The 18,117-nt window shown below is 39.7% G+C and carries 17 protein-coding genes; 13 read left to right on the top strand and 4 right to left on the bottom strand.

The features are described from left to right. The first annotated feature begins 6 nt into the window (after positions 1–6). Both BHF69_RS09745 and BHF69_RS09740 read left to right on the top strand, forming a co-directional pair. Positions 7–1,533: an ABC transporter substrate-binding protein/permease gene (locus BHF69_RS09745; RefSeq protein WP_075671058.1), complete on the top strand. Its 1,527-nt coding sequence runs from the start codon at positions 7–9 to the stop codon at positions 1,531–1,533. Then, positions 1,520–2,260 (top strand): amino acid ABC transporter ATP-binding protein, encoded by a 741-nt coding sequence (locus tag BHF69_RS09740; protein WP_075671056.1) that lies wholly within the window; start codon positions 1,520–1,522, stop codon positions 2,258–2,260. The genes BHF69_RS09745 and BHF69_RS09740 overlap by 14 nt, the downstream gene beginning before the upstream one ends. Before the next feature lie 112 nt (positions 2,261–2,372). Here the strand turns inward: BHF69_RS09740 and hydG are convergent, their stop codons facing one another. Continuing rightward, a complete protein-coding gene (gene hydG / locus BHF69_RS09735; protein ID WP_075671054.1) occupies positions 2,373–3,791 on the bottom strand; it encodes a [FeFe] hydrogenase H-cluster radical SAM maturase HydG in 1,419 nt (472 codons plus the stop codon). Between the two features lie 18 nt (positions 3,792–3,809). Then, complete coding sequence (locus tag BHF69_RS09730) at positions 3,810–4,058, bottom strand: TM1266 family iron-only hydrogenase system putative regulator (protein ID WP_075671052.1); 249 nt, start codon at positions 4,056–4,058, stop codon at positions 3,810–3,812. 300 nt (positions 4,059–4,358) lie between these two features. Between BHF69_RS09730 and BHF69_RS09725 the strand changes: the two genes are divergently transcribed. Genes BHF69_RS09725 through BHF69_RS09715 form a run of 3 tightly spaced genes read left to right on the top strand, consistent with a single transcriptional unit; the run spans position 4,359 to position 8,200 of the window. Beyond that, complete coding sequence (locus tag BHF69_RS09725) at positions 4,359–6,722, top strand: ATP-dependent DNA helicase (RefSeq protein WP_075671050.1); 2,364 nt, start codon at positions 4,359–4,361, stop codon at positions 6,720–6,722. Between the two features lies 1 nt (position 6,723). Continuing rightward, positions 6,724–7,221: a preQ(1) synthase gene (gene queF / locus BHF69_RS09720; protein ID WP_075671048.1), complete on the top strand. Its 498-nt coding sequence runs from the start codon at positions 6,724–6,726 to the stop codon at positions 7,219–7,221. Between the two features lie 16 nt (positions 7,222–7,237). Further along, positions 7,238–8,200 carry a tRNA dihydrouridine synthase gene (locus BHF69_RS09715; protein ID WP_075671824.1) on the top strand — a complete coding sequence of 321 codons (963 nt, stop codon included), beginning with the start codon at positions 7,238–7,240 and terminating at the stop codon, positions 8,198–8,200. 134 nt (positions 8,201–8,334) lie between these two features. Here BHF69_RS09715 and BHF69_RS09710 read toward each other — a convergent pair whose 3' ends face one another. Continuing rightward, positions 8,335–9,840: an IS1182 family transposase gene (locus tag BHF69_RS09710; RefSeq protein ID WP_075669441.1), complete on the bottom strand. Its 1,506-nt coding sequence runs from the start codon at positions 9,838–9,840 to the stop codon at positions 8,335–8,337. Positions 9,841–10,152: 312 nt separating this feature from the next. Between BHF69_RS09710 and tnpA the strand changes: the two genes are divergently transcribed. Beyond that, complete coding sequence (gene tnpA / locus BHF69_RS09705; RefSeq protein WP_075669051.1) at positions 10,153–10,623, top strand: IS200/IS605 family transposase; 471 nt, start codon at positions 10,153–10,155, stop codon at positions 10,621–10,623. 133 nt (positions 10,624–10,756) lie between these two features. On the opposite strand, the gene BHF69_RS09700 is transcribed toward tnpA, so the two are convergent. Continuing rightward, on the bottom strand, positions 10,757–10,948 hold the full coding sequence (locus BHF69_RS09700; RefSeq protein WP_075671046.1) for a hypothetical protein: 192 nt from the start codon (positions 10,946–10,948) through the stop codon (positions 10,757–10,759). A 187-nt stretch (positions 10,949–11,135) separates the two neighbouring features. On the opposite strand from BHF69_RS09700, the gene ahpC reads away from it, so the two are divergent. The 7 genes from ahpC (at position 11,136) to BHF69_RS09665 (ending at position 18,112) form a co-directional block, all read left to right on the top strand. Then, positions 11,136–11,699 (top strand): alkyl hydroperoxide reductase subunit C, encoded by a 564-nt coding sequence (ahpC, locus tag BHF69_RS09695; protein ID WP_075671044.1) that lies wholly within the window; start codon positions 11,136–11,138, stop codon positions 11,697–11,699. A gap of 12 nt (positions 11,700–11,711) precedes the next feature. Then, positions 11,712–12,401: a thioredoxin family protein gene (locus BHF69_RS09690; RefSeq protein WP_083651204.1), complete on the top strand. Its 690-nt coding sequence runs from the start codon at positions 11,712–11,714 to the stop codon at positions 12,399–12,401. 11 nt (positions 12,402–12,412) lie between these two features. Then, positions 12,413–12,967 carry an XRE family transcriptional regulator gene (locus BHF69_RS09685; protein WP_075671042.1) on the top strand — a complete coding sequence of 185 codons (555 nt, stop codon included), beginning with the start codon at positions 12,413–12,415 and terminating at the stop codon, positions 12,965–12,967. Positions 12,968–13,652: 685 nt separating this feature from the next. Beyond that, entirely contained in the window at positions 13,653–14,933 is a 1,281-nt protein-coding gene (gene ltrA, locus BHF69_RS09680; protein WP_158022527.1) for a group II intron reverse transcriptase/maturase, read from the top strand. A 166-nt stretch (positions 14,934–15,099) separates the two neighbouring features. Then, positions 15,100–16,314 (top strand): aspartate aminotransferase family protein, encoded by a 1,215-nt coding sequence (locus BHF69_RS09675; RefSeq protein ID WP_075671040.1) that lies wholly within the window; start codon positions 15,100–15,102, stop codon positions 16,312–16,314. A 23-nt stretch (positions 16,315–16,337) separates the two neighbouring features. Continuing rightward, positions 16,338–17,483, top strand: a complete 1,146-nt coding sequence (locus BHF69_RS09670; RefSeq protein WP_075671038.1) for an iron-containing alcohol dehydrogenase — start codon at positions 16,338–16,340, stop codon at positions 17,481–17,483. Between the two features lie 32 nt (positions 17,484–17,515). Then, positions 17,516–18,112, top strand: coding sequence for a cytidylate kinase-like family protein (locus BHF69_RS09665; RefSeq protein WP_075671036.1), 597 nt, complete (start codon positions 17,516–17,518; stop codon positions 18,110–18,112). Positions 18,113–18,117 lie beyond the last annotated feature (5 nt).

Below are 18,117 nucleotides of genomic sequence, written 5' to 3'. Positions count from 1 at the left end.
AAGGATATGAAAGGAAACATGAAACAAAAACGCTTAAGAAAATTGTTTCCGCTGTTACTGTTAGTAGTCATGCTTGCAGGACTGCTGACGGGATGTGGAGATAAAAGTGAAGTCGGAGCATCCAATGTGAAAAAAGTCGATGATTTAGAAACGGCTACTATTGGAGTACAGTTAGGTACGACAGGTGATATATATGCATCGGATTATAAAGAAACAGGTGCTACGATACAGCAGTTTAATAAGGGTGCCGATGCTGTGCAGGCTTTGAAGCAGGGAAAAATTGACTGTGTTGTCATTGACGAACAGCCAGCGAAAGCATTTGTAGAACGAAATCGTGATCTGTCTATTTTAGAGGAGGATTTTGTAAAAGAAGAATATGCCATCTGTATTGCTAAGGATAATGATCAATTATTGAAAAAAGTCAACAAGGCTTTGAATGAATTGAAGAAGGATGGTACCTTAAAGCAGATTATTGGAAATTACATCGGGGATAGTACAAAAGGAAAACAGCCATATGAATCACCAGAAGGCATCGAATACAAGGGTAAGCTGGTTATGGCTACCAATGCCGAATTTGAACCATATGAATACCGTGAAGATGGTAAGATCGTCGGAATTGATGTGGAGATGGCAACGGCCGTTGCGGATAAGCTGGGTATGGAGCTGGAGATTCAGGATATGCAGTTTGATTCTATTATTACCGCAGTTCAATCTGGAAAGGCAGATATGGGTGTTGCTGGAATGACGGTAACAGAGGATCGTCTAAAGAACATTAATTTCTCAGATCCTTATACGACTGCAACACAGGTTATTATCGTGCGAAATGGAAAATCAGCGACAGCATTTGATTTATCTGAAAGTATTAAGAATAACTTTATTACAGATGCAAGATGGAAATACCTGGCAAATGGGTTATTAACTACGATCCAGATTACATTCTTTGCCGTTATCATTGGTATTGTATTAGGATTTATCATCGCGATTATAAGATCCAGCTGTGATATGACAGGAAAAGCTAAGCTGATCAATTGGATCATGAAAGCATACCTGACGATTATCCGAGGCACACCAGCTATGATCCAGCTGTTGATCATTTATTATGTTATCTTCGCAGCTACGAATATTAACAAGGTATTAGTAGCGACGATCGCATTCGGATTAAACTCTTCTGCATATATTGCGGAAATCGTTCGATCTGGTATTATGTCCATCGATCCAGGACAGTTTGAAGCTGGACGAAGCTTAGGATTTACTTATGTACAGACTATGAGATACTTTATTCTTCCACAGGCATTTAAAAATGTTCTGCCTGCACTGGGAAATGAATTTATCGTATTATTGAAGGAAACATCTATTTCCGGTTATATCGGAATTATGGATCTGACCCGTGGAGGGGATTTCATTCGAAGCCGTACATACGAAGCATTCTTCCCATTAATTACAGTTGCATTGATTTACCTGATTATTGTTGTAGGATTGTCTACAATGGTAGGACGCCTGGAAAGGAGACTGAAGAACGATGAAAGACAGTAATGTAATGATTCATGTAGAAGATCTGAAAAAATCCTTTGGTAATGCCAATGTTTTAAACGGAATTACCACAGATATAAAAAAAGGAGAGGTATTGGTTATTATTGGACCATCTGGATGTGGAAAATCCACCTTTCTGCGATGCCTGAATATGCTGGAAACTCCAACAGGTGGACATATTTATCTGGATGGAGTAGATGTAACCAGTCCGAAGACAGATATCAATAAGACACGTCAGTCTATGATGATGGTATTTCAGCATTTTAATTTATTTCCACATATGACGATTTTGGAAAATCTGACAATTGCACCAACAAAGCTTCAGAATAAATCCAAGTCTGAGGCGGAAAAAGAAGCCATTGAGTTGTTAAAGAGAGTTGGCTTGGAAGACCGGGCCAATGCGTATCCATCACAGCTTTCTGGTGGCCAAAAGCAGCGTGTTGCCATCTGCCGCGCACTGGCCATGAATCCGGAGGTGATTCTTTTTGACGAACCAACCTCTGCATTGGATCCAGAGATGGTTGGTGAAGTTTTGGATGTAATGAAAGAGTTGGCCAAAAGCGGTATGACCATGATCTGTGTGACACATGAGATGGGATTTGCAAAAGAGGTTGCAAATCGTGTGATATTCCTGGATGAAGGGAAGATTGCAGAAGATGGAACGCCAGAAGAAGTTTTCGATCATCCAAAGAATGAAAGATTAAAGACATTTTTATCTAAGATTTTATAAAAAGAGGGAAAAAATATATTTTCAAAAAGATAAGACTGCCACACAGCTAAAATTTAGTAGTGTGGCAGTCTTATCTATGATTGAATAAAAGTAGTAGTTTTATAGAGCATGTTTAGAAACGGAAATCACGTTTGCCAAGGTGAATGTTTTCAATATATTCTTTTGCACGTTCTTTTACCTTAGGATTTGTGATTTTTTCTAATTGTTCTGCAATCAGCTTCTCTCCTTTTGCTTTTGTATCAGGAGAAGCGTAGTCTTCTAAATATTCTTTTAATGTCATCAATGCATTTGGATGACAGCAGTTAGCAATCTGTCCGGATTTTACAAGCTTCATAAAACGGTCTCCGGTACGACCCTCGCGATAGCATGCAGTACAGAAGCTAGGGATATATCCCATTTCAAGAAGCCAGTTGACAATCTCATCCAGAGTACGGGTATCGCTTCTGTCGAACTGGGCAGAGTTATCTTCTGGGGCTTCAGGCTCTACATATCCGCCTACGCTGGTAGAAGATGCACCACTGATCTGAGATACGCCAAGATGAAGAACGCGTTCTCTGGATTTCTGTGATTCTCTTGTGGAAACAATAATACCTGTATATGGAACAGCAATTCGTAAAACAGCAACGATTTTTGCAAAAATATCATCGCTGATGCTGTTATCAAAGGTATTGACATCAATATCATCAGCAGGACAGATACGAGGTACGCTGATGGTATGAGGGCCAACGCCAAATGCAGCCTCCAGGTGCTCTGCATGCATTAAAATACCACAGAAATCATAACGATACATATTCAGTCCAAATAAAACACCACATCCTACGTCATCAATACCGCCTTCCATAGCACGGTCCATAGCTTCGGTATGATAAGCATAATCTTTTTTCGGTCCAGATGGGTGAAGCTCTTCATAAGCTTTTTTGTTATACGTTTCCTGGAATAAGATATAAGTTCCAATTCCAGCTTCTTTTAATTTGCGGTAATTTTCTACAGTGGTTGCAGCAATGTTAACATTTACACGGCGAATGGCACCATTTTTATGCTTAATGCTGTAAATAGTCTTAATACTTTCCAATACGTATTCAATTGGATTATTTTTTGGATCTTCGCCTGTTTCCAACGCCAGACGCTTGTGTCCCATATCCTGGAGAGCGATTACTTCCTGTCTGATTTCTTCCTGAGAAAGTTTTTTACGTCGAATATGCTTATTCTTTAAGTGATATGGACAATAAGTACATCCATTAATACAATAATTGGATAAATACAGAGGAGCAAACATTACGATACGGTTGCCGTAGAATTTCTCTTTGATTTCAATGGCCAGATCATAGATCTTCTGATTCAGATCTTCTTCTTCACAAATCAGCAAAAGAGAAGCTTCTCTATGGGTAAGTCCTTTTAAATCACGGGCTTTTTCAATAATGCTGTCAATCAGTTCTCTGTTATTTTTATTTTCATCTGCGAATTGCAGGGAAGCACGAATCTCTTCATCGCTAATGAATTCTTCTGCTTTTTTTGATGCTGGATTATACATTTTGATACCTTCTTTCTACTATTTGGTTTTTGCAATCATGGATTTTACAGTAATGCCTCTTATCATGCCAAGTTTTCCTGATAAACTGCTGATGATATTTTCAGGAGCATCCAATACTACAGAAATAATATTCACTCCCTTTTGGGAATAAGGGATTCCCATACGGCCGACGATATATTCCTGATAATCGTGCAGCAGCTGATTTAGCCGCTCTGTATCCCGGATGTCATGGACAATGATTCCGATCAATGCAATTTTGGTTTCCATATAAGACTCCTATGTAATAAAAAATGCGCACCAGCTTTTCTGGTACGCAAAATAAACATAACAATATATTCGTTACGCAATCTTTATTCCAGGTTGTTCATACCTTGGGCATCAGAAAGGCTGATTGTAGATTATTCCAGTGCAACAGGAAGCATCCTCCTGCACCAGAAACTTGTTAATATTATGGTACTATATGGGGCTGCAGAAGTCAAGAAATGTTATAAAATAGACATAGCATATTGGATTTCCGGGAGGGATAAATTATAATAATTTTATTAGTAAAGAGAAAGGACCAGTCGTATGATACTTCAGCTAAGAGACAACCAAATACAGATTTCCGTCCGGCAGCTGGTGGAATTTCTATTTCGTTCCGGGGATCTTGCAGCGAAGGGGAGCAGGAAGGCAGCTCTGGATGCAATGCAGGAGGGGAGTAGGATCCACAAGAAGATTCAAAAGTCTATGGGCGTGGAATATAAAGAGGAGGTGTCCTTAAAGCAGGTATTTCATCATCGAGAATACGATATTCTTTTGGAAGGAAGGGCAGATGGTATTTTTCCCAAAGGTGATATCTGGGTAATCGATGAAATTAAGGGTACCTATCAGAATCTACAGGATATGGAAGAGGCTATCTATGTACACAAGGCCCAGGCCATGTGTTATGGATATTTATACGGTCTGCAGAATCATTTGCCCAGAGTCGGCATTCAGATGACCTATTGTCATTTGGAGAGTGAGGAGATAAAAAGATTTTATGAGGAGCTTTCCATGGAAGAGCTAGAGCAATGGATGGAAGATGCGAAACTGCAGTTTTTTATCTGGAGTGACTATGTCTATGAGGAGAAAAAGAAACGGGATGATTCTATCAGACAGCTTACCTTCCCTTTTGTTTATCGTACAGGTCAGAGGAAGATGACAGCATCTGTCTATCAGGCGCTGAAGAAGGAAGAGATTCTCTTCGTACAGGCACCGACGGGGATTGGGAAGACCATATCTACCATATTTCCTGCTATAAAGCGGATGGAAGAGGATCAGATGGATAAGCTTTTTTACCTGACAGCGAAAACCATTACCAGAACGGCGGCAGAGGAGACCTTTGAGCGATTAAGAGAAAAAAGGCTTTGTTTTCATACAGTAACATTGACAGCCAAGGAGAAAATCTGTCCGCTGGAGGAAGTGGATTGTAATCCGGATACCTGTCCGTATGCAAAAGGACATTACGATCGGATTAATGAAGCCCTTTATCAGCTGATTACAGGGGAAGAGGTGTTTTCAAGGACAAAGATAGAAGATTATGCAAAAAGATATGAGGTCTGTCCTTATGAGCTGAGTTTGGATGCTTCTAATTTTGCAGATGGTATTATCTGTGACTATAATTATGTCTTCGATCCTAAGGTTCAGCTGAGACGTTTTTTTGCAGAAGGAAAGACCCTTAAGATGTATTATCTGATTGATGAGGCTCATAATCTGGTGGACAGGGCCAGAGGCATGTACAGTTCCATGCTTTGTAAAGAAGATTTTCTGGAGGTACAAAAGCTTCTTCCTGAGTATGCCAAAAGTATGAAACATGCATGTAGAAGATGCAATAAAGAGATGCTCCATTTAAAAAAACAGTGGGGAAGCCAGGCGGTGATTGGAGATACGGATAAGCTTACCTATGCGCTGGTAAGATTTGTAACAGAAGCGGATCGCTTTTTGGAAGAACTGGCACCAGGAAATGAAGAAAAAGAATTGCTGGAGTTATATTTTAAGGTACAGCATTATTTAAATATTTATGATACTATGGATGACGGATATGAAATCTATGTATTAGAATCCGGAGGAAGATTTTATTGTAAACTGTTTTGCATCAATCCATCGGGACAGTTAAAAAGGTGTTTTGCGTACAGTAAGGCATCCATACTTTTTTCAGCAACCTTTCTGCCAGTGAATTATTATAAGAATCTTCTGATCGGCAATGAGGAGGAAAAGGCAATCTATGTTCCATCCCCCTTTTGTGCAGAAAAAAGGAGCATTTATGTTGCCGATGATGTTACGAGTAGATATGCGAGAAGAAATAAAACGGAATATGAGAAGATCTTCTGGTATATGAATGCAGTGCTGGATGGAAAAAAGGGAAATTATATTACGTTTTTTCCATCTTACGAGATGCTGAACCAAACAGCCCAATTGATATATCAAATGGGGCTGGACGTAAAAGCGGACATTCTTATACAAAATCAGACGATGGGGGAATCAGAGAGGGAGGAGTTCCTTCAGGAGTTTGGAAAATCAAGAAAAAAGTCGTTAATGGCACTTTGTGTTATGGGAGGGATTTTTTCAGAAGGAATTGATTTGACCAATGAGCGTCTCATTGGTACTATAATAGTCGGCACGGGATTACCCGGTTTTGGATTCGAGCAGAATCTGTTAAAGGAATATTTTGATAAACAGGGATATCCGGGATTTGCATATGCCTATCGATATCCCGGCATGAATAAGGTCCTACAGGCAGCAGGAAGGGTAATTCGTACTCAGGAAGACGAAGGAGTTATTCTACTTCTGGATGATCGCTTTCTGGGAGTGGAATACGAAGGATTATTCCCAATTGAGTGGCAGGATCGAAAAAGAGTCACACTTGCAGAAGTGGGGCATAAGATCAAGGAGTTTTGGAAAGGACGTAAGTAATATGAGTGGAAGAAACAAAGAAGAATTAGAAGGAGTTACGTTATTAGGCAATCAGAAGACAAAATACGCAGATGATTATGCACCGGAGGTACTGGAAACATTTCCTAACAAACATCCGGAAAATGATTATTTTGTCAAATTTAATTGTCCGGAATTTACCAGTTTGTGTCCGATGACGGGGCAGCCGGACTTTGCGACAATTTATATTTCCTACGTTCCAGGGGAGCGTATGGTAGAGAGTAAATCTTTGAAGCTGTATTTATTCAGCTTTCGCAACCATGGAGATTTTCATGAGGATTGTGTCAATATTATCATGAAGGACTTGATTCGGTTGATGGATCCAAAATACATTGAAGTATGGGGAAAATTTACACCAAGAGGAGGGATTTCCATCGATCCATATTGCAACTATGGGAAAGAAGGAACTGTATGGAAGGAAGTAGCATTTAACCGTCTGGCAAATCATGATCTCTATCCGGAAAAAGTGGATAATCGATAGAAGCATGGGAGAGAATATGAAGATTTATTTGGCTCCAATGGAAGGAATTACCAGTTATATTTTTCGGAATGCTCATCATAAGTATTTTGGTGGGATAGATAAGTACTTTACGCCGTTTCTTGCACCCAATCAGGCACACGCTTTTATGCCAAGAGAGAAGAGGGATGTTCTTCCAGAGCATAATGAGGGGCTTTATGTTGTTCCTCAGATTCTTACGAATCAGGCGGAGCATTTTATGAAGGCAGCGAAAGAACTAAAAGAAATGGGATATGAAGAAGTAAACTTAAATCTTGGATGTCCCTCTGGGACGGTAACTGCCAAAAGGCGGGGAGCAGGTTTTCTTTCGGATCTGGAAGGGCTAGATGATTTTTTAGACCAGATTTTTATGGAGCTGGATATGAAGATTTCTGTAAAGACCAGGTTGGGAGTAGAGGATCCGGAGGAATTTTATCAGCTGTTAGAAATTTATAATCAGTTCCCGATGGAAGAACTGATCATTCATCCAAGAGTTCAAAAGGATTTCTATAAAAATCAGCCGCGAATGGAATATTTTTCTATGGCCGTGGAGGAAAGTAAAAATCCAGTCTGCTATAATGGAAATATTTTTTCCAGGGAAGGGTATATAGAGTGGAAGCAGCAGTGTCCGAAGGTGGATTTGATTATGATCGGCAGAGGAGCCATTGCCAATCCGGCACTTAGCAATGCGATTCGAGGAGAAAGTAATCTGTCAAAGGAAGATTTCCTTCATTTTCATGATGAGGTTTGCCAGGGCTACACGACCTGGATGAATGGAGATCGTAATGTCTTATTTAAAATGAAAGAGCTGTGGTATTACTTTGGATGCTTGTTTCCAGATGGAAAGAAGCAGTTAAAAAAGATTAAAAAATGCCAGAATTTAAAGGCTTATGATGCAGCGGTAAAGGAATTGGTGGATGGTTGTCAGATGCAACCGGAAAGAGGATTTTTATCAGCTGTTTAGAAAATGTTTAGAAACTTTCATGGTTTATACATTGAATCAATTTATGAATCTGATATACTTTACTTAAAGTTTTTCATATATATTTTTAATCCTCTCTTTTCAATAAAAATACCCGCTTAGCAATAAGCGGGTATTCAGACTGTAGACAAAGCTGGTGCTGGAGATAATCTCCAGCACCACTTTTCTATTAAAAATAACTTTTCTTTTATTTCTCGCAAAATAGTATAGGCAGTTGAGAATCTTCGTCCTCTTTGTGCCAGTATCCTGGCTAGCTTTTTCAGATTCATACACGCAAAAGTAAGCCCCGCCTTCATTTCCATCCGGGCTTTCCCTATGCTTTGTGTATATCGGAATCCGTGTTGTTCCTTGGCTGTTCCAAATATCCTTTCGATTGTTTCTTTCCTTAACTCATAAATCTGTTTGTTGCCAAGTGTATGCCGGATATCCTCCGCTTTCTCCATATATCCTTCCCACACATGACGGGTGACCACTTTTATATGTTCTTTACTTTCCGTACATCTGTGAAGATTTGGACAGCTGGCACATGTTTTTCCGCAGCTCCTGTACTCTCTGTAACCTTCCCTGTTTGTTGTATGATATGACAATATATGGTCTTCCGGGCATATGTAGCAGTCATAATACTCATCATAAACATACTCATATTTTCGGAAATAACCTTCCTTTGTCATAGGCCTTTTATATGGGAACAGAGGCTTGATACCATCTTCCATCAATTCACAGGCAATCGCTGGTGTACGGTAACCAGCGTCTGCTATGATCATATCTGGTGAATACATTTTTATCTTATCATATAATGTTTTGAATGTCCGGCTGTCATGTTCGTTTCCGGGATGGATGCTGTATCCAAGAATCCAGCCGTGTTTGTCACAAGCGGTTTCCACTGCATAAGCAAAAACATGTTTATGCTCACCTTTACGGAACCATCCGCTTTCCGGATCCGTGGTACTGCATTTCTGTGTTTTAACACCTTCCGGGATTTCCTCTTCTTTTGTCATATCGCCGTTTCCGCCGCTGGATGGAGGATCGTTTCTATCTTTTTCTTTTAAAGGCTTTTTTCCATGTGCTTCACGATCTCTGGTGATTTCTTTCTGCAGTTCCTCTTCATACCAGAGAGCCTGCTCATGTGCAATTTTTTTACGCATTTTTTTACTGTTTGCACATGCTTTCACATGAGTAGAATCTACAAAGATATGTTCCGTGTCCACCAGTTTAAATTTCATACAATCTTCCAATATCTTTGCAAAAATCTGTTCAAAAAGATCGGTATCTTTAAAACGACGCGTGTAGTTTTTCCCAAAAGTTGAAAAATGAGGAACCGGATCCAGCATGTCCAATCCGAGAAACCATCTGTAAGCAACGTTTACTTCTATCTCTTTGATGGTCTGCCTCATACTTTTAATTCCATAAAGATATTGAATGAAGGGGATCTTGATCAGCATGACAGGGTCCATGCTTGGCCTTCCGTTATCGGGGCAGTATTTTTCTTCAACAAGATCATATATAAAAGTCCAGTCAATGGCTTTATCAATTAAACGCAGCATATGGTTTTGGGGAACCATGTCATCCATACAGAACATTATCATCTGTTCCCTTTTTTTATCTGAATTTTTTGTCATCATAAAAAAACACCGCCCTTCTGATATTTCTATTATACCAGAAAAACGGCCATAAATGTAGAAAAGCCCGGCTTTTGCCGGGGCTTTGTCTACAGTCTGAATACCCGCTTAGCAATAAGCGGGTATTTTGTGTTGTTAGGCTTTAAGCCTGTTCATCATTGTGGAGTTTCTCAGGCAGAGAAACGAAACTTTGAGGAACAAAGAAACCACCGGCTCAGCCGGTGAGTCAGCATTGCTTCAGCTTACAGTAAAAAACCTCCAATGATATAATTATGTTGGTTCGCCAACCACATAAAATCAAAGGAGGTTATCCAAATGGATATTAGTAGTTTATCACATACAAAATGGAATTGTAAGTATCATATTGTTTTTGCACCAAAATATAGAAGAAAAGTGGCATACGGAAAGTTAAAACAAGATATAGCTAATATTCTGAGTATGCTATGCAAAAGAAAAGGTGTAGAAATAGTGGAGGCAGAAATCTGTCCAGATCATGTACATATGCTGGTGAGGATTCCGCCAAGTATAAGTGTTTCAAGTTTTGTAGGGTATTTAAAGGGAAAAAGTACACTCATGATATTCGAACGACATGCAAATTTAAAGTATAAATATGGAAATAGACATTTCTGGTGTCGAGGATATTATGTAGATACTGTAGGGAAGAATGCAAAGAAAATACAAGAGTATATTCAAAATCAGTTAAAAGAGGATTTAGAATATGATCAAATGACACTAAAAGAGTATATTGACCCGTTTACGGGTGAGCCAGTAAAAGCAAATAAATAAAATGAGCCCTTTAGGGCTCCATAGGTAAATGATGTTGCAGTTGGCGAACCATTCGATGAGTCTTTAGACTCTAGTGCCGGTAATTTGCCCTTATAGGGCAAGTACAAACCACCGGCTGAGCCGGTGGTTGTGATTATTCATTGCAATTCAAATCAGTAATATCGCAGGTAGTATCCTTATCGTCTACGGCATTCAAATCGGTAATGCTGTAGCTGCCGGTATCTTGTCCATCTACACAGTTTAAATCTGTGATGCCGCAAGTAGTATCTTCATCATCTGTAACGCCGTTTAAATTGGTAATACCTAAATTTTTCTTTTTTTCCATATGCGTAACCTCCTTTTTACTGTGCCTTCTCCATAGTTTTATTATAGATAAATTAGGGAGAAATAGCAATGAAAACAACTGAAAATAAAGCTATATTTTCGATAAGAATTCCTATTGAGGAAATAAAATATTTTCAATATAATAAAACTAATAGGATCAACGTGTAAGAAAAAGAAAGGAGACAGGTATGAGCTATATTAATTGGGAAGTAGAAGATTTTTGTGTACAGGCATATCATAATGGAGATTTTTGTTCTGTAAAGAAGAAAGATCTTTTGGGGCATTGGTCTATTCTTTTTTTCTATCCAGCAGATTTTACTTTTGTATGCCCAACGGAGTTAAGTGATCTTCAGGATTATTATGAGGAATTTAAAGCAGCCGGATGTGAGATCTATTCTGTATCCTGTGATACTCACTTTGTTCATAAAGCATGGGCGGATGCATCGGAAACCATTGCCAATGTAGAATATCCAATGTTAGCGGATCCTACAGCAAAGCTGGCTAAGATGTTGGATGTGTATCTTCCGGAAGAGGGACAGGCGTTAAGAGGAAGCTTTATTTTAAATCCTCAGGGCAAAGTAAAAGCCTATGAAGTGCATGATAACGGAATTGGAAGAAATGCTTCTGAACTGCTGCGTAAGCTGGAGGCTGCTCAGTTTGTAGAGGAACACGGAGATGAAGTTTGCCCGGCAAAATGGAAGCCGGGGGAAGAGACATTGATGCCAAGTCTGGATTTGATCGGAATGCTTTAGGAGGGATTGCTGATGGAAGGAATAAAAGCAGAAAGCCGGCTTTTAACAGAAGAACTGAAAGGACAGATTACTGGGGTATTTCAAAAGCTAGAAAGAAAGATTCAGATTATAGCGATATTGGATCCGGAAGAGGAAAAGGGAAAAGAACTGGGATGCTTTTTGATGGCGATTGGCACTTTGCATCCAATGGTGGAAGTGAGCTTGTATTGTTGTGGCGAAAACCAAGAATTAGAACAGCACTTTGATCCGGAAATGCGGCCGGTATCAGGGATTTTTTTAGAGGATGGAAACTTTACTGGTGCTGCTTTTTATGGAGTGCCGGGAGGACAGGAATTAAATTCATTTATTTTTGCGATCTATAATGCGGGAAGTGTAGGACAGGCCATTGAAAAGCGTTTGATCAAGAAGTTAGAAAAACTGGAAAAACCGGTGCATTTTCGTACATTTGTATCATTGGCGTGTCACCATTGTCCGAAGATGGTGATTGATTGCCAGAGGTTGTGTATGTTATCTCCATGGATTTGTGCGGATATGGTGGATGCCTCTCTGTATCCGGAGATGCAGGATAGATATCAGATTCAGCGAGTACCTATGACATTGGTCAATGACGAGAAGGTCATGGGGGTAAAAGCCATAGAGACTCTTGTGGAGTTGGCATGTACCCATGGATGTGAGAAGAAAAAACGATTTGGTAGATTTTAGGAGTATAAATTATGGATTATTTATTGCATAACATTTCAGTGAATTTAAAGCGGATACGCAAGTCGAAGAAGATGAGTCTAGATGTGGTCTCTGAGCAGACGGGGGTCAGTAAGAGTATGCTGGCTCAGATCGAAAGAGGTGAGGCCAATCCAACGATTGGAATATTAGGTAAAATTGCAAGTGGACTTCGCATTGAATTTCATACGCTGTTAGAATCTCCGCCAATGGATAGCTGTCTTGTCTCTATAAAGGAGCTGGTTCCTACAAAAGAAGTAGTAGGAAAATATAAAGTATGGACCTGTTTTCCCTATGAAGATAATCGGACCGTGGAAATCTACCGAATCGACATAGAACCGGGAGGAGAGTATGTCAGTGGCTCCCATGGAGAGCATACCAGAGAATATATTGCGGTATCCAAAGGAATGCTTACAGTCGTGATCGATGATGAGGAAACCCAGATTACAGAGGATGATGTATTTCGTTTTGAATCTGACCGAGTTCATAAATATGAAAACTGTACGGAGTTTCCAGTCAGCTTTCTAACATTCTTTGTAGATTATGGGTGAAAAATAAAATGATTTGTGCAATATAATGTACAAAAACAGGAGAGTATAATGGTTCTGATAATTGAAAAAATCAAAAAAATAAAAGATATATTGACAATTATATAAGATTGTGATAATTTAAGGTTGTGCAAAATAAAGAACATAATTTGAAAGTTAGGCAAAGACGCCACATTCCCTGGGGGAATTTGAGTCTTTGTCTTTTTGTTTGCGCGCCATGGGCGCGCTCTAACGGGTGAAAGTCCCGAACACGCCTAGGCAACGAGGAAGTGTATAGCCGAACAGCAAGGGTGTCCATCGTGAGGTGGAATCTGAAGGAAGCTGTAAGCAAACTCTTGGTCCGACGGACAGAAATCACATATAAGGCTCGGAAATACGGATAAGTCTGCAAAAGGAGATGAAGTCCAAAAGTTGCTGGAAGTACGAGTAAATGTGGCGGATAGATGAGAGGAAAGAGCGTGCACCTTAAGCGTGGAGGTCTCACAGAGGTATCATCAGCCTAGTAACAACGAACTGTGAGAAATCAGCCGAGCCCATAGTAGTGAAGAAGTCTCTGTAATGGGGATGGAGTGAAGGGGCGAACAATCAATCAGTTTGAGTATGTCTCGTATTGCAGAAATGACAACATCTGCCGTAACCAATCGGGTAAAAGATGGTCAAATCAAGCGAGACGGAAAGGAAAGAACGCATGGACACAAGTAATCTAATGGAGCAGATATTATCTAGTGATAATCTCAACAGAGCATATCTGCAAGTCGTACGAAACAAAGGTGCAGAGGGAGTGGACGGAATGAAGTACACAGAACTCAAGGAACATCTTGCAAAGAACGGCGAAATCATCAAGGAACAGTTGAGGACAAGAAAATACAAACCTCAACCAGTACGAAGAGTGGAGATACCAAAGCCTGATGGTGGTGTCAGAAACCTAGGAGTACCAACGGTAACAGACAGATTTGTACAACAAGCCATTGCACAGGTACTAACACCAATCTATGAGGAACAATTCCATGACCACAGTTATGGATTCAGACCGAATAGGTGTGCACAACAAGCAATCCTAACAGCACTTGATATGATGAATGATGGTAATGATTGGATTGTAGACATTGACTTGGAAAAGTTCTTTGACACAGTAAATCATGACAAGCTGATGACCTTAATTGGAAGAACAATCAAGGATGGAGATGTCATCTCCATTGTGAGAAAGTATCTTGTCAGTGGAATTATGATTGATGATGAGTATGAAGACTCTGTAATAGGAACACCGCAAGGAGGAAATCTTTCTCCGCTATTAGCGAATATCATGCTCAATGAACTTGACAAAGAAATGGAAAAGCGAGGGCTCAATTTCGCGAGATATGCGGATGACTGTATCATTATGGTTGGGAGTGAAATGTCTGCAAATCGAGTAATGAGAAATATCTCTCGATTCATTGAGGAGAAACTAGGGCTTAAGGTCAACATGACAAAGAGTAAAGTGGATAAACCGCAAGGACTCAAATACCTTGGATTTGGATTCTATTTTGATTCAAGAGCACACCAATACAAGGCGAAGCCACATGCAAAATCAGTTGAGAAATTCAAGAAGAGGATGAAGGAACTCACCTGTCGTAGCTGGGGTGTAAGCAACAGCTACAAAGTGGAGAAACTCAATCAACTTATCAGAGGATGGGTTAACTACTTCAAGATAGGGAGTATGAAACATCTGTGCAGAGAAATGGATAAACATATCCGATTCAGACTTCGTATGTGTATATGGAAACAATGGAAAACACCACAAAACAGGGCAAAGAATTTAATGAAACTAGGCGTGCCCCAATGGGCAGCAAAGCGAACATCCTACGCTAAAGGGTTCGCAAGAGTATGTCGAGGTTCAGATGTATGCCAAGCTATAAGCAATAAGAGACTAACCTCATTCGGATTAGTCTCAATGTTAGATTACTACACCGAAAGGTGTGTTACTTGTTAAGTTGATTGAACCGCCGTGTACCGAACGGTACGCACGGTGGTGTGAGAGGTCGGAATTTCTCAATCAAGAGAAATTCCTCCTACTCGATTTTTCGCAGAAGTTTAAGGTACCAGACTGATGCGAAGAATTCTAACTTTAAAACAGATAGGAATTGGAGGCATTCACGATGAAATTAAAAGATACAGGATTGACACAGGAAGAATTAAAAGATTTAGTAAAAAAATATATGATCGAAACTTATGAACGATTTGATTTTGTAGCAGAGACTGCAAAGGATATGTATATGTATGATCCAGATGGAGATGCATATCTTGACTTCTATGCAGGAATCGCAGTTAACAGCGCTGGAAGCTGTAATGAAAAGGTGGTAGCCGCAGTCAAGGATCAGGTTTCTGATATTATGCATACGTTCAACTATCCATACACCATTCCTCAGGCTTTATTAGCTGAAAAGATTTGTACCACGATCGGAATGGATAAGATCTTTTATCAGAACTCAGGAACAGAAGCTAACGAAGCAATGATCAAAATGGCAAGAAAATATGGTGTTGAAAAATATGGTCCAAACAAATATAACATCGTAACAGCAAAATCTTCTTTCCATGGTAGAACATTTGGTTCTATGAGTGCTACTGGTCAGCCGGACAATGCATGTCAGGTTGGATTCGGAAGCATGACTCCAGGATTTACTTATGCAGAATATAATAATTTAGAAGCATTTAAAGAAGCAGTTACAGAAGATACCATCGCGATTATGGTAGAGCCAGTACAGGGTGAAGGTGGAGTTATTCCAGCAACAAAAGAATTCTTAACTGGTTTGAGAGCATTATGTGATGAAAAAGGAATCTTATTATTATTAGATGAAGTTCAGACAGGATGGTGCAGAACTGGTGCAGTTATGTCTTATATGAATTATGGCGTAAAACCAGATATCGTATCCATGGCAAAGGCAATGGGAGGCGGAATGCCAATCGGAGCAATTTGCGCAACAGAAGAGGTTTCTAAAGCATTTACTATGGGATCTCACGGAACTACCTATGGTGGACATCCAGTATGTTGTGCAGCTGCATTAGCAGAAGTAAACGAATTATTAGACAGAGACCTTGCAGGAAATGCCAAAGAAATGGGCGAATACTTCATGGGTCTGTTGGCAACACTTCCTCATGTAAAAGAAGTAAGAGGACAGGGATTATTAGTTGGTGTTGAATTTGATGAAGTAATCAAGAGCATTGATGTAAAACATAAATGTTTCGATAAGAAATTATTGATTACAGCAATCGGTTCCAGTGTAATCCGTATGGTACCTCCATTGATCGTGACAAAAGAAGATTGTGATAAAGCATTTGCAATTATCAAAGAATCTGTAGAAGAACTGTTATAAATCATAGATCAGGAGGAAAGAAAATGAAAGATTTTTCCTTTATCGTACCTCAGAATATTACATTTGGGGCAGGAAGCGTAAAGAAATTACCGGAAATGGTAAAAGAATTAAAGGTTTCCAATGTACTTGTAATCTCCGGACCTCATTTGAATAAGATGGGAGTAACCGATAAGATTACAGCATTGATCGAGGAGACTGGAGCAAAAACATGTAAATTTACAGATGTAGAAGCCAATCCTTCTGTAGAAACGGTCCATAAAGCTGCAGATGCTTATAAAGAAAATCAGGCAGAAGCCATTGTAGCCATTGGAGGAGGTTCTCCAATGGACGTGGCAAAGGCGGTTGGAGTTGTTGTGACTTATGGAGGTTCTATTACAGAATATGAAGGTGGGGGCAAGGTTCCGGGAGAGATTGTTCCTTTTATTGCCATTCCGACCACAGCAGGAACAGGCTCTGAAGTAACAGCTTTTTCTGTTATTACCGACCATAGCCGTAATTATAAACTGACGGTAGCGAGCCAGAAATTGTTGCCATCACATGTCATCTTAGATCCGGAATTCCTCACATCCTGTCCAGCAGGAACAGCAGCAGCATCTGGTGTAGATGCCATGGTACATGCCATAGAATCTTATATTAACAAAGACTGTAATCCATTTATCGAAGCGATGGCAGAGAAAGCGTTGGAGCTTTTAGGAGAAAACATTCGCAAGTTTGTGGCAGACAGAACCAATATTGAGGCGGCAAGTGCAATGCTTTTGGGAAGTACCTTTGCAGGAATCGCATTTAACTTTGGCCGTTTGGGAGATGTACATGCGATGGCTCATCCGGTAGGAGGCTTCTTTAACGTAGCTCATGGAACGGCCAATGCCATTTTACTTCCAGTATGTCTGGAATATAATGCACTGGCAGACGATGGAAAATATAAAAAGATTTATGATTATATTTCTTATACAAAGGCAGATGATTCTTTTGTTCCAGAGATGCTGGTAGAAGAGGTGAGAAAACTTACAAAATCTCTGGGTATTCCTGAGACGCTTTCTGAAGTAGGGGTAACAGAGGATAAGATCAGCCAGATGGCAGAGGATGCCATGAAAAGTGGAAATATTGCAGTAAATCCACGAATTACGACGAAAAAAGACGTAGAAATGCTTTATAAGAAAGCAATGTAGTATATATTATATACGGAGAGGAGTGGAGAGATATGAAACATGCAGTGATTACCATTGGATGCGAATTTGGAAGCGGTGGACCTGAAATCGGGAAAATGCTGGCGGATCGATTAGAAATCGAATATTATGACAGAGATTTGGTAGACAAGGTTGTAGAAAAGACTGGTGTTGACAGAGAACTGGTAGAGAAAGCGGATACATCTCTAAAAAAGGTAAAATACAGATTTGATACAAAGTTTGGTCCAAGATATGCCAATCTTACAAATACCATGATTGCGATTCAATTTGAAGTCATTCAGAACTTTGCAGACAAATCCTCCTGTGTCATCATTGGACGATGCAGTGATTATGTTTTAAAGGATAGAGATGACTGCTTGAGAATTTTTATTTATGCTCCTGAGGATGTCAGAATCGAGAATATCAAAAAAGAACATGGAATTTCGGAAAAGGAAGCAAAAGCCATGATGAAATATCATGATGAGGCACTTCATTCCAGATATAAATACGTAACTGGTACTTATCGAGGAGACAGACATAACAGACAGCTGTTGATTGACAGCAGTTTGCTTGGATGGGAAGAAACGGCAGACTATATTGAAAAACTGATTCATATGAAATTTGGATACTAGAAAAA

It is taken from the genome of Anaerostipes sp. 992a, from assembly GCF_001940245.1.
Classification (GTDB): domain Bacteria; phylum Bacillota; class Clostridia; order Lachnospirales; family Lachnospiraceae; genus Fimousia.
The sequence above is the reverse complement of the archived record's forward strand: the minus strand, read 5'-3'. Positions and strand labels throughout refer to the sequence as shown.

Excerpts from the sequence above, each read along its gene's own strand:
- BHF69_RS09745 (WP_075671058.1), top strand. The coding sequence starts at position 7 with ATGAAAGGAAACATGAAACAAAAACGCTTAAGAAAATTGTTTCCGCTG.
- BHF69_RS09740 (WP_075671056.1), top strand. The coding sequence starts at position 1,520 with ATGAAAGACAGTAATGTAATGATTCATGTAGAAGATCTGAAAAAATCC.
- hydG (WP_075671054.1), bottom strand. The coding sequence starts at position 3,791 with ATGTATAATCCAGCATCAAAAAAAGCAGAAGAATTCATTAGCGATGAA.
- BHF69_RS09730 (WP_075671052.1), bottom strand. The coding sequence starts at position 4,058 with ATGGAAACCAAAATTGCATTGATCGGAATCATTGTCCATGACATCCGG.
- BHF69_RS09725 (WP_075671050.1), top strand. The coding sequence starts at position 4,359 with ATGATACTTCAGCTAAGAGACAACCAAATACAGATTTCCGTCCGGCAG.
- queF (WP_075671048.1), top strand. The coding sequence starts at position 6,724 with ATGAGTGGAAGAAACAAAGAAGAATTAGAAGGAGTTACGTTATTAGGC.
- BHF69_RS09715 (WP_075671824.1), top strand. The coding sequence starts at position 7,238 with ATGAAGATTTATTTGGCTCCAATGGAAGGAATTACCAGTTATATTTTT.
- BHF69_RS09710 (WP_075669441.1), bottom strand. The coding sequence starts at position 9,840 with ATGATGACAAAAAATTCAGATAAAAAAAGGGAACAGATGATAATGTTC.
- tnpA (WP_075669051.1), top strand. The coding sequence starts at position 10,153 with ATGGATATTAGTAGTTTATCACATACAAAATGGAATTGTAAGTATCAT.
- BHF69_RS09700 (WP_075671046.1), bottom strand. The coding sequence starts at position 10,948 with ATGGAAAAAAAGAAAAATTTAGGTATTACCAATTTAAACGGCGTTACA.
- ahpC (WP_075671044.1), top strand. The coding sequence starts at position 11,136 with ATGAGCTATATTAATTGGGAAGTAGAAGATTTTTGTGTACAGGCATAT.
- BHF69_RS09690 (WP_083651204.1), top strand. The coding sequence starts at position 11,712 with ATGGAAGGAATAAAAGCAGAAAGCCGGCTTTTAACAGAAGAACTGAAA.
- BHF69_RS09685 (WP_075671042.1), top strand. The coding sequence starts at position 12,413 with ATGGATTATTTATTGCATAACATTTCAGTGAATTTAAAGCGGATACGC.
- ltrA (WP_158022527.1), top strand. The coding sequence starts at position 13,653 with ATGGACACAAGTAATCTAATGGAGCAGATATTATCTAGTGATAATCTC.
- BHF69_RS09675 (WP_075671040.1), top strand. The coding sequence starts at position 15,100 with ATGAAATTAAAAGATACAGGATTGACACAGGAAGAATTAAAAGATTTA.
- BHF69_RS09670 (WP_075671038.1), top strand. The coding sequence starts at position 16,338 with ATGAAAGATTTTTCCTTTATCGTACCTCAGAATATTACATTTGGGGCA.
- BHF69_RS09665 (WP_075671036.1), top strand. The coding sequence starts at position 17,516 with ATGAAACATGCAGTGATTACCATTGGATGCGAATTTGGAAGCGGTGGA.